We start from the raw sequence: 9,943 nt of genomic DNA on the forward strand, positions 1-9,943 counted from the left end.
GGACGAGGCGGTGCAGATGAAGGAAGCGCGGCTGGTTTTCGATCGGCTGGTCGAGGCGCGGCCGGAGGTGGCCATGCTGCTGTGCCACGATCTCGATCTGCTGATCGCGGCGTATCTTCCGGGGCGGGGTGTCCAGGAGTTCACTGCCGGTACGACGATCGACGAGCCGGATGCCGATCGGTGGCGTGGGTGGGTGCCCGCCTGATGTCCGGGAGCTATGGGACGCAGGTCATCGAGTCGGTGGCGGTTCGGCGGCGGCGGTTGCGGGAGGCTTGGCTGTTCGGGGCCGAGCGGGCCAAGAACACGTTGAACGAGCAGACCGGCAAGGTGCTGGCGAGTGTGATGATCGGGGCCGTTGCCTGTGCGGGGTGCGCGGGAGTCTCGTACTTCAAGTCGGCGCAGGCCGAGGAGAAGCAGAAGCAGCAGCCGACGCACAGCGCGACCACATCCGGCCCGGTCAGCCCGTCGCCGTCGAAGTAGACAGCACGGGTCGGAAGACGGCACGCGTCGGCCGGTCGCCGCCGAGGTACCTGCTCTAGCGGCCGAAGAGGTGGCGTAGCCAGGTTCTCCGGGGTTGGGGTTTCAGAGCCGGCGGGAGTACGGCGGCCGGCGGGGTGGCGAGCGTGACCGGGACCTGGACCATCTGGTCGCCCTGGAGCCAGAACAGGTCGGGGGAGCACTGGTCGGGGGCGCCGCGGTAGCTGTCGGAGACCCAGCGGGCGAGGGCGTCTGCGCGGGCCTGGCCGGCGTCGGCGGGGCAGTACGCGACCGTGCTCAGCCGCGGTACGCCGATCAGCACCCCCGCGCCGATGGATGCCTGCGGCAACAAGTTGTCCCGGTCGACGATCGCCATCGACACCAGCGGGTCGCCGTCGCGGCTGAGGATCGAGATCCCGTTCTGCTCCCGCGGTTCCAGCCCGGCGATCTCCGCCAGGGTGAGCCGCACCGGTGACGGTACGCCGGGATCGCCGAGCCCGAGCATAGAACGCCGTACGACGGTCAGCCGCCGCAACTCGCTGCCGGTACGGATGAAGACGACCACCTCGAAGTGGTCACCGAAGGGCAGCAGCGCGTCGGCGACCGGGCCGGCGGTTCGCGCCGACCAGCCGCGCTGCACCAGCAAGGCCCGCTGGCGTTCGGCGACGTCGCCGTACCGGTGTTCGTCGGTGGCGAGCTCACCCTCGGCGACGACCGCCCGCAGCCAGCTCTCGATCTGCTCCGGCCAGCGCCGTTTCGGTAGCTGACGGCAACGATCGACGATCTCGCCGACACCGACGACCGCGGACATCTGGAGCGCGCCCCGGCCCCAGCCGACCTCGACCGTGCGCTGCTCCGGGTCGACGACGCAGCCCGGCAACCAGATCGGAGCCAGTTCCGCAATCATTTCCACGACCGTGGAATCGTTCGTGCCCGTCATCCGATGACCTCACCCACCACTACAGTGTCTCGCACGTCCGTCGGTAAGTAGTACGAAGTCCCCCGCGCAACCGCGGGCTGGTCCAGCGGAGGAAAACCTTAGTGGCAAGCCGGATCGTGCACCGCCCGGCGCGGCGCACACCTGCCCCCGGGGTGCAGCAGCAGCGCGTGATCGAGCCTGCACCGACACTCTCCGGCGCTGGCGGCGGTGGAGGTGGCGGCGGGGCCCTGCAGATGCTGCTGCCGATGGTCGGCAGCGTCGGCTCGGTCGCGATGATGACGATGGGCCGCTCGGGCCCGATGGTGATGGTGGGGATCGGCCTGTTGGGGCTGACCCTGGTCGGCTCGGTCGGCGGCATGCTGGCGTCGCGGGGCCGGGGCGGCAAGGACCGGAAGAACCAGCGCACCCGCTACCTGGACTACCTCGAGCGGATGCGGGACGACTTCTCCGAGGAGGAGCGCAAGGCCCGGGCCCAGGCGCTCGAGCTGAACCCTCCGCCGGACGCTCTCCTCGACTGCGTGGCGGACGTGTCCCGGCTGTGGGAGCGGCGCCGTACCGACAGTGACTTCCTCCAGCCTCGGTGCGGCAGCGGCCGGGTGCCGGTGGTGCCTGCGGTCGTGGGCCAGTCCGGTTCCGCGATGGAGCCGCCGGATCAGTTCATGATGGCCGAGGCGCACGCGCTGGTACGCCGGTTCACGCTGATGCCGGACATGCCGCTGACCGTCCCGCTCGACCACGTCGGCAACGTCAGCATCGTCGGCGACCGCGAGAGCGTGGTCCGGGTGGCCCGGTCGCTGCTGGCGCAGACGGCGGTGTTCCACGCGCCGGAGGACGTGGCCATGGCGGCCTGCTTCCCGCCCGCGGCGGTGCCGGACTGGCAGTGGATGAACTGGCTCCCGCACGTCCAGGATCCGCAGCGCCGGCAGGGGGCGCTGCCGTTCCGCAGGATCGCGGAGACTCCACTGAAGCTGTCGCAACTGCTCGCCGACGACCTGGGGGAGCGGGTCCAGTGGGCGACCGAGTCGCGCCGCGGCTCGGTGAACTTCGAGGACCGTCGCCGGCTGACCCGGCGCCTGCTCGTCCTGCACGACACGTACGGCGACGTCGCCGCGGAGGTCCGCCCACAGGCCGACGACTCGCTCGTCCCCGGCGAGCTCGGCGTCACCGTGCTCCACCTGGTCGCCGACCGGCTCCAGGAGCCGAGCTCGGTGACGATGCGGATCACGGCGTACGGGGACGACGTCCGGATCGAGGACCTGCGCGGCCAGTACCCGATGGTCGCCAGCGGACAGGTGGACCGGATGGAGGCCCCGGTCGCCGAGGGGATCGCGCGGGAGCTGGCTCCGCTGCGGCTGTCGGAGGAGTCGCTCGACGAGGACGCACAGCGTGACGACGTCGACTTCATGGGCCTGATCGGAATCAGCGACATCGCCAGGCTGGACTTCAACCAGCTGTGGCAGCCACGTGCCGACCGGGCGTTCCTGCGGGTGCCGCTCGGCGTCGACGACAGCGGTACGCCGGTCCTCGTCGACCTGAAGGAGTCCGCCCAGCTCGGTATGGGCCCGCACGGCCTGTGCGTCGGTGCGACCGGCTCCGGCAAGTCCGAAGTACTGCGGACCATGGTGATGGCGCTGATGGCCACGCACAGTCCCGAGGACCTGTCGTTCGTGCTGGTCGACTTCAAGGGTGGTGCGTCGTTCGCGCCGTTCGAGCGGGTGCCGCATGTGGCCGGCATCATCACCAACCTGCGGGACGACGCCAGCCTGATCGAGCGGGCGTACAAGAGTCTGGAAGGCGAGGTGCTGCGCCGTCAGCAGATGCTGAAGGACGCCGGCAACGTCGCCAACATCACCGACTACCGGCTGCACCGGCAGCAGAAGCCCGAGCTGGCGCCGCTGCCGCACCTGTTCGTGATCATCGACGAGTTCGGTGAGCTGCTGAACGAGCGGCCGGACTTCATCGACCTGTTCCTGTCGATCGGCCGGATCGGGCGGTCGATCGGCGTGCACCTGCTGCTGTCCAGCCAGCGGGTGGAGTCGGGCAAGCTGCGCGGTCTGGAGACCTACCTGTCGTACCGGCTCGGTCTGCGCACGTTCTCCGAGGACGAGAGCCGGACGGTTCTGGACACCACCGACGCGTTCCACCTGCCGCCGCTGCCCGGTTTCGGGTTCCTCAAGGTCGACACGAGCGTGTACCAGCGGTTCCGGGCGGCGTACGTCTCCGGTCCGTACGTCGCGCCGACGGACGACGTGATCGAGGACGAGGGCACGGAGGCGCGGCCGCTGGAGCTCACGCCGTACCAGTTGTCCGAGGCAGAGCTGGAGGCGAGGCAGCCGGTCGCGCAGGCGAAGGCGACCGCGCGGACGACGGGGCCGACCGAGCTGAACGTGTTCGTCGACCAGGTGCGCCGCGCCGCCCAGCAGGTGCTGAAGATCTGGCTGGCGCCGCTGCCGACCGCCTGCACGCTGGACGCCCTCGGCGGTCGCGCGGACTACGTCGACGGCCGCGGTCTGCAACTGGCGGTGCGGGTGCCGCAGATGAAGCCGCCGGTCGGGGTCGTCGACGACCCCGCCAACCAGCGCCAGGAGGTGTTCCGGCTGGACCTGACCCGGGCCGGCGGGCACGCCGCGATCGTCGGCGGTCCGCAGTCCGGCAAGACGACTGCACTCCGGACCCTGGTGACCTCGCTGGCGCACACCCACACGCCGCAGGAGGTCGCGATCTACGCGCTCGACCTTGCGGGCGGCGGGATGCAGGCGCTGTCGGAGTTGCCGCACGTCGGCGGCGTGGCGCTGCGGACCGACCGGGAGCGGATCCGGCGGACGGTCGAGGAGATCCGCGGCATGATCGACCATCGCGAGCGGGTGTTCCGCAGCCACGCCATCGACACGATGGAGGCGCTGCGCGACGACCACGCGGCCGGCCGCATCCCGGAGCTGCCGGCGGCGGACGTCGTACTGGTGATCGACAACTTCGGCGCGATCAGGACCACGTTCGACGAGCTCGACGAACCGATCACCGACATCCTGCAGCGGGGCAGCAGCTACGGCGTGCACATCGTGGCGTCGATGATGCGCTGGAACGACGTCCGGATGCAGAACCAGGCGATGTTCGGCACGATGCTCGAGCTGCGGCTGAACGACCCGTCCGACTCGAACATCGACCGGCGGCTGCAGGAGGTGCTGCGCAAGGCCGGTCCGGGGCGGATGCTCGTGCCGGGCAGCAAGCTGTACGCCCAGTTCGCGCTGCCGCGGGTCGACGGGGCCGCCGACGACGAGAACCTGTCCGAGATCCTCGAGACCCAGGCGGTGTCCGTCCGGTCGACGTGGCAGGGCCCGCGCGCCCCGCGGATCCGGATCCTGCCGCTGCAGCTGCCGCGTGACCAGGTGGCCGACGAGGTCCGGCAGCCGGCCGTCGTACCGATCGGTGTGGACGAGCGCGCGCTGGCTCCGGTGTACCTGGACCTGGCGGGCCGGGACACCAACCTGGTGGTCTTCGGCGACAGCGGCTCGGGCAAGACGAACATGGTCCGGCTCGTCGTCCAGCAGCTGATCGAGCGGCACACGTCCGACCAGCTGGTGTTCGCGGTGATGGACCCGCGGCGCGGGCTGCGGGAGTTCGTGCCGGAGGCGTACGTCGGTGGCTACGCGCCGACCGGCCGGGTGGCCGCCGGACTGGCCGGCGGGGTGTCGCAGGAGCTGGCGAAGCGGATGCCGGACGACACCGGCGCGATCCCGGAGGCCGGTCAGGGCGGCCCGCGGATCGTGGTGCTGGCCGACGACTACGACCTGCTGACGTCGGGCGGTCAGTCGCCGATGGACCCGTTCCTGCCGTACGTCGCGTCCGGCCGCGACATCAAGCTGCACTTCATCGTGACCCGGCGCGCCTCGGGTGCGTCGCGGCAGATGTACGAGCCGTTCCTGTCCGCGGTGATGGAGTCCGGAGCGGCCGGTCTGGTGCTGTCCGGCGACCGCAGCGAGGGGCAGCTCTTCACCGGCGCCTACCCGGGCGACTACCCGCCGGGCCGCGGATTGTTCGTACGACGGGGCGACGGACCACAGCTGGTCCAGACGGCCATGGCAGACCCGATCGAGGCCGTCAGCCAGAGCAGCGGAGGAGCGAGATGACCTACGACCTGGTGGCACTTGTCGACGGGCGTCCGTCGAGCGAAGACGTCCTGGCCGGGCTGGCCGCCGCGGGGGACGAGCTGGGGGTCCGCGCGGTCAGCGGCGGCGCCGTCGTCCAGCTGTGCGGTGACGACAACCTGCCACTGGTCTCGATCGAGCTGCCGCTGCTGATCCAGGTGCCGGGCGAGGTGGAGCGGATGCTCGGTACGTCGGTCGGGACGGTGGACACACCGGCCTGGTGGGTGGAGATCCGGGCGAGCGCCCGGGACGGTGCTCGCGAGGTCGCGGAGAAGTACGCGACCACGCTGATCAACCGGCTGGGCGGCAAGGTCTGGACGTCCGCGGGCACTGAGACCGCCCGCAGCGAGAGCCCGCAGAGCGCAAACGAGGGAACCGACTGAGATGCCGAACGACCTGATCTTCAGCCCGGGCGTCGACCTGATCACCGAGAAGGTCGCCGTCGTCATGCAGGACCGTCCGGTGATCGGCATGTCGGCCTGGCTCAGTGACGCGCTGACGTCGGCGAAGGCGGCCGGGCGGGACGTGCAGCTGGTGACTCCGAAGGGCGCCCGGCTGACCTGGCCGGTCCGGTCGACGCTGTTCAAGGGCGCGTACTCGAAGTGGGTGGTGACCGGCGAGGACGGCGAGTACTACGACGGACTGAACGGCGTACGGCTGAAGTGGAACGGTGAGCTGTTCCTGGCGCGGTCGACGGCGAAGCGTGGCGAGCCGAACTCGGACCTGCACCCGGACTTCGTGATCCAGGAGGATCCGTTCGGCCAGCTGCAGTTCACCGTGCGGGTCCGGCACAAGCCGGTCGACAGCCTCGTGCTCGGCCGGGTCGCGGAGCGGCTGTTCACCGCGACGACGGGCAGCGGGCCGGCCGGCTGGTCGACGTCGGAGCCGGTGACCCAGCCGTGGAGCGCGGAGGCGCTGACGGAGTACTGCCGGGACCGGGCGCCGGAGCCGACCTGGCTGATCCTCGCCGGGCAGCCGGGCGCCGAGTTCCGGCCGGCGGTCGGCACGCTCGAGGCCCGCCGGATCCGGTCCGGAGTGGACGAGACGCTGACGCTCGCGGTCGCCCAGCCGGGGATGGACTTCCCGGACGTGAACAGAGTCGGCGAGTGGATCGACGAGATCGCCGACGACTTCGAGTTGATCTCGGCGATGGTGATGGGGTCGTACGGCGAGGCCGACGGCACGTACCGGCCGCGGTTCGTCGGGATGGGCTGCCCGGTCGGGGTGGCCGCCGGGAACGAGGCCGTCCGGGCGTCCAGCGTCCAGGAGATGGTGAAGGTCGACGGGATCAGCCGGGCGCTGGCGATCGGCCCCGCGCACGCGCCGGCGATCTGGTACCCGATCGGGAACGGGCGCGACCCGCGCGACTGGGAGAAGTACGCGACGCTGATGAAGAAGCTCGTCCCGGCCGAGGCGCTGGCCGGCCGGAAGTGACGACTACGCACGACAGGAGTATTGCGGGATGGGCATGTACAGCCGGGTGACGGTGATCGGGCAGCGCAAGCGGATGGACGCCGTGCTGCCGGCGGACGAGCCGCTCGGGATCCTGCTCCCGGACCTGCTGCGGCTGCTCGACGAGCCGCTGCAGCCGACCCCGCAGCGACGTTTCCTGACCACCGCGAACGGCGTGCTGGTGCCGCCGGAGGGGACTCTGTCCTCGGCGCAGATCATCGACGGCTCGGTGCTGCGGCTGGCCGCCGAGGGCGAGTTGCCCCCGCCGCCGAACGTGTACGACGTCACCGAGGAAGCGGTGGAGGACCTCAAACGCCGCGGGTCGACGTTCAAGCCGTCGCACCGGCGGATCCTGGCCGGCGCCGGGCTGGTGTTCTCGGTCGTCGCCGGCGCGATCTCGCTGCTGGTCGCGGCACCGAACGCACTGACCGGGGTGATCCTGGTGGTGCTCGCGGCGATCTGTGCGTTCATCGGCATCGCCCTCGGGCGGTCCGGCAACCAGGTGGTCGCGATCCCGCTCGTCACGGTGGCGACCGTCGTCCTCGCGCTGACCGCCGGGTTCTGGGCGCTGGACGCCGGCTGGGAGCCCGGGCTGGTGATCACCGTCGGGGCGCTGTGTCTGGCGTTCGGCCCGATGTTCTTCGCGGCCGCCGGGGTGGCCGGTGGTGGCGTCGTCGCGGGCGCGACGTCGGTGCTGTTCGTCGCGGTGTGGATGATCGGTGCGGGCACCGGGCTCGAGGCGCACCGCACAAGTGCGCTCGCGGCCCTGCTGGCCGTGCTGCTGCTCGGGCTGCTGCCGCGGCTCGCGCTGGCGTTGTCCGGGTTGTCCGGCCTCGACGACCGGCGTGCCGCGGGTCAGGAGATCATGCGCGGCGACGTACAGAGCGCGCTGAACGCCGCCCACCTCGGCCTGGCGCTCGCCGTCGTGCCGATCGGGGTGTCGTCCGCGGTGGCCGGGATCATGCTGCTGCGGCAGGGCGGTGGCTGGGCGATCGCGCTGGCCCTCGTGCTCGCGTTCCTACTCGCGTCGCGGTCGCGGCTGTACCCGTTGGTGAGCGAGGTCGCCGTCCTGTTCGCGGCCGCGTTCACGATCGTGTCGGGGTGTGTGCTGATCGCGGCGGTGAACGGTCAGGGCGGCGCGTTCATCGCGCTCGGGCTGCTGGTGCTGGTGGCGATGTTCTGCGCGTTCGGTCTCAGTTTCGCACCGGCGGAGCATGTCCGGGCGCGGCTCACACAGCTGCTCGACTATCTTGAGGTCGGGGCGATCATCGTGACAGTCCCCTTGGCGCTGGGAGTCTTCGGCGTCTACTCCGACCTGCTCAACGCGTTCTGACGACCGGATGGAATGACTGAATCGAACTGGCAGGGTGACATGCTGCGCCAGATGGCGGAGCAGTCATCGGCCGAAGCCCCGGATCGCCCGGACAACCCGCCCGCACCGGCACCCGCCGGGCAGGGCGGTCCGCCGACTCAACCCGCACCTCAGCAGGGGCCACCGCCGCAGCACCCGGGGCCGTATCAGCAGCCGCCGCCTGCGCAGTACCAGCAGCAGTACCCACCTCAGCAGTACCCGGCAGAGCAGTACCCGCCGGAGCTGCCCTACCAGCAGCAGCCTTACCCGCCGTACCAGCAGGCCCCGTACCCACCCCAGCAGTACCCGCCGGAGCAGTATCAGCAGCCGTATCCGCCGGCCCAGGGCTACCAACAGCCGCCACCGTCCTACCAGCCGGGGCCGTACGAGCAGCAGTTCCATCCGCAGTACGGCGAGCAGTACCCACCCCAGGGTCAGCATCACCCCGGACAGGTGCCGCACCAGGACTACTACGACCAGCCGCCGTACCAGGGACAGGGACCTCCGGCGCAGGACGACGGCTGGGGCCAGCCGACTCCGCAGTCGGACCAGATCGGTACGCCGATGCCGCAGCAGGGTGACTCGGTGTTCGACCGGTTCCGCCGGATCGCGTCCGAAGCGGCGTACCTGGTCGGCGCCTCGGGCCGGATGCAGCGCGACGTGGACAACATCGCCACCATCCGCCGGCCGATCGCGATCATGCGCCGCGTCGGTGTCCTGAGCCCGGTCACCAACGGCGGTACGTCGACCGTCGCCGCGCTGCTGTCCACCATGCTCGCGGCGCAGCGCTCCGACCGGGTGGTCGCGGTCGACGCGGACCCGGGAGGGGCCGAGCTGTCCCGGCGACTCGAGTTCTCCGTCGGAGCCGGCCCGATCGAGCGCGTCACCCTGCTCCGCAGCGAGGGCACGGCCGACGCGGTTCGCGCGACGCTGGCGGAGGCGCAGGGCCAGGGGGCACGCGATGTCGGGCTGGCCGTGGTCGACTGCCCGGGTGGCCTGTTCGACGACATCAGCGCCGAGATGGCGGGCTCCGGGCATTGTGCCGTCGTGGTGGTCCCCTCGGTGCAGCACGTGGCGAACTACTGCCTCGCGCAGTTGGACCAGCTGACACCTGGCGGTCAGGACGTGTTGCTCACCCGCGGCATCGTGGTCGTCACCGTGGTCGAGAATGTCGACCCCGCGTCCGCCGGCTGGCTGGTGGAGGCGTTCCGTCAGCGTGGCATGGAGCCGGTTGTGCTGCCGTTCGACGCGCACATCGCCCAGTCCTGGCCACTGCACACCGAGCAGCTCCAGTCGGACACCCGCCGGGTTGTCCTGGACCTCGCTGCCCGGGTGGTCGAGACCGTCACCCGGACGGCCGGCTGACGCACCGGAAGCTTCAAGCGCCGGTTGAATCCGGAAAGTTTCCCGGACAGCTGAACCGTTCGGGTGGTCCGGTCGTTTGTCCCGGTATCCGCCCCGACGTTTGCGTGGGTGGGGTAGAAACCAAAGAAGCAGAGCGTTCAACTACTTCGAGCGGAAGCTCCTGGAGGTCCAGTTTCATGAGCGATGACACCATGGCCCCGCCCACCGCACAGC

At 70.7% G+C, this 9,943-nt stretch carries 8 protein-coding genes; 7 read left to right on the forward strand and 1 reads right to left on the reverse strand.

The genetic code is table 11. From position 1 onward, the window contains the following. Both E1218_RS36375 and E1218_RS32800 read left to right on the forward strand, forming a co-directional pair. Nucleotides 1-205 (forward strand): hypothetical protein (locus E1218_RS36375; protein ID WP_233712628.1); only part of this gene is annotated, 205 nt, incomplete at its 5' end. Next, nucleotides 205-480 (forward strand): hypothetical protein, encoded by a 276-nt coding sequence (locus tag E1218_RS32800; RefSeq protein ID WP_132326934.1) that lies wholly within the window; start codon nt 205-207, stop codon nt 478-480. The genes E1218_RS36375 and E1218_RS32800, both read left to right, overlap by 1 nt. A 55-nt stretch (nt 481-535) precedes the next feature. Here the strand turns inward: E1218_RS32800 and E1218_RS32805 are convergent, their stop codons facing one another. Next, on the reverse strand, nt 536-1,384 hold the full coding sequence (locus E1218_RS32805; RefSeq protein ID WP_132326935.1) for a hypothetical protein: 849 nt from the start codon (nt 1,382-1,384) through the stop codon (nt 536-538). Between the two features lie 200 nt (nt 1,385-1,584). On the opposite strand from E1218_RS32805, the gene eccCa reads away from it, so the two are divergent. Genes eccCa through E1218_RS32830 form a run of 5 tightly spaced genes read left to right on the forward strand, consistent with a single transcriptional unit; the run spans nt 1,585 to nt 9,730 of the window. Beyond that, nucleotides 1,585-5,544, forward strand: coding sequence for a type VII secretion protein EccCa (eccCa, locus tag E1218_RS32810; RefSeq protein ID WP_233712629.1), 3,960 nt, complete (start codon nt 1,585-1,587; stop codon nt 5,542-5,544). Continuing rightward, entirely contained in the window at nt 5,541-5,945 is a 405-nt protein-coding gene (locus tag E1218_RS32815; RefSeq protein ID WP_132326937.1) for a hypothetical protein, read from the forward strand. Before eccCa ends, E1218_RS32815 begins: the two co-directional genes overlap by 4 nt. 1 nt (nt 5,946) lies before the next feature. Continuing rightward, nucleotides 5,947-6,996: a DUF6177 family protein gene (locus E1218_RS32820; RefSeq protein WP_132326938.1), complete on the forward strand. Its 1,050-nt coding sequence runs from the start codon at nt 5,947-5,949 to the stop codon at nt 6,994-6,996. A gap of 28 nt (nt 6,997-7,024) precedes the next feature. After that, on the forward strand, nt 7,025-8,347 hold the full coding sequence (gene eccD / locus E1218_RS32825; protein WP_132326939.1) for a type VII secretion integral membrane protein EccD: 1,323 nt from the start codon (nt 7,025-7,027) through the stop codon (nt 8,345-8,347). Nucleotides 8,348-8,398: 51 nt separating this feature from the next. Further along, a complete protein-coding gene (locus E1218_RS32830) occupies nt 8,399-9,730 on the forward strand; it encodes a hypothetical protein (protein ID WP_132326940.1) in 1,332 nt (443 codons plus the stop codon). The last annotated feature ends 213 nt before the right edge of the window (nt 9,731-9,943 follow it).

The sequence above is a fragment of the Kribbella turkmenica genome (genome assembly GCF_004348725.1).
GTDB lineage: Bacteria > Actinomycetota > Actinomycetes > Propionibacteriales > Kribbellaceae > Kribbella > Kribbella turkmenica.

Excerpts from the sequence above, each read along its gene's own strand:
- E1218_RS32820 (WP_132326938.1), top strand. The coding sequence starts at position 5,947 with ATGCCGAACGACCTGATCTTCAGCCCGGGCGTCGACCTGATCACCGAG.
- E1218_RS32800 (WP_132326934.1), top strand. The coding sequence starts at position 205 with ATGTCCGGGAGCTATGGGACGCAGGTCATCGAGTCGGTGGCGGTTCGG.
- E1218_RS32815 (WP_132326937.1), top strand. The coding sequence starts at position 5,541 with ATGACCTACGACCTGGTGGCACTTGTCGACGGGCGTCCGTCGAGCGAA.
- E1218_RS32805 (WP_132326935.1), bottom strand. The coding sequence starts at position 1,384 with ATGATTGCGGAACTGGCTCCGATCTGGTTGCCGGGCTGCGTCGTCGAC.
- eccD (WP_132326939.1), top strand. The coding sequence starts at position 7,025 with ATGGGCATGTACAGCCGGGTGACGGTGATCGGGCAGCGCAAGCGGATG.
- E1218_RS32830 (WP_132326940.1), top strand. The coding sequence starts at position 8,399 with ATGGCGGAGCAGTCATCGGCCGAAGCCCCGGATCGCCCGGACAACCCG.